This is a genomic window from Caballeronia arvi, from assembly GCF_001544695.2.
Taxonomy (GTDB): Bacteria; Pseudomonadota; Gammaproteobacteria; order Burkholderiales; family Burkholderiaceae; genus Caballeronia; species Caballeronia arvi.
In genome coordinates, this window is record NZ_FCOM02000320.1 from 1 (window position 1) to 662 (window position 662).

Genomic DNA, 662 nt, shown 5'->3' on the forward strand with positions numbered 1-662 from the left:
ACCATAATTTGGTGGATACCAAACTACCCAAAATCTCAATCAGCACGCCAGAACGGCCACGGCGAGACGCTTACGGATCCGACATAGCTCTCGTCGTTCATCAATGAGATGAACGGCACGACGGTAAGGGGCAGGCTCATTGCGGTGAGCGCCATGGAGAACACGGTCAACTTGAGTGGGTCGACGCCCGCGGCTATGGGGATCGCACTGATTGCGAGCGCGCACGTGTAGAACAGACTGAACCCCGGGTCATCACGCGGCTTGCGATTCTCGCCCCAGTTCCAGCCGAAGCCCTGCGCCACCAGATACGCCTGCTCCAGTGCGATCTCCAGGGCCGCTCCGAAACAAGCGACGGCGAGCGAGGCGACAAACAGCACGAAGCCCCAGAAGCCGAAGACCGCGACCAAAAGCAAAGGCAAGTGCTGATAGTCATCGACACGCGTGATGCCGTGCGCCGGAAAGACGTACGCAGCGGTGACCAGCACCGCGAGCGATATAACACCGCCAAATGCCATACCAAGACAGGCGATTGCGCGATTGGCGCCGAGATAACTCTGGTCCCAGTGGTCCTCGACGGCGCCAGAAGAATAGAACAGGTACAGCGACGGCGTGATCGACGCGCCGAGGATACTGACCGCAGTGAACCAGTAATTCGCCGCATC

Annotated in this window: 1 protein-coding gene; it reads right to left on the minus strand. The window is 59.4% G+C overall.

The genetic code is table 11. The features are described from left to right. Positions 1–35: 35 nt before the first annotated feature. The coding region (locus AWB74_RS45130; RefSeq protein WP_143749575.1) for a divalent metal cation transporter at positions 36–662 on the minus strand (627 nt) is incomplete at its 5' end.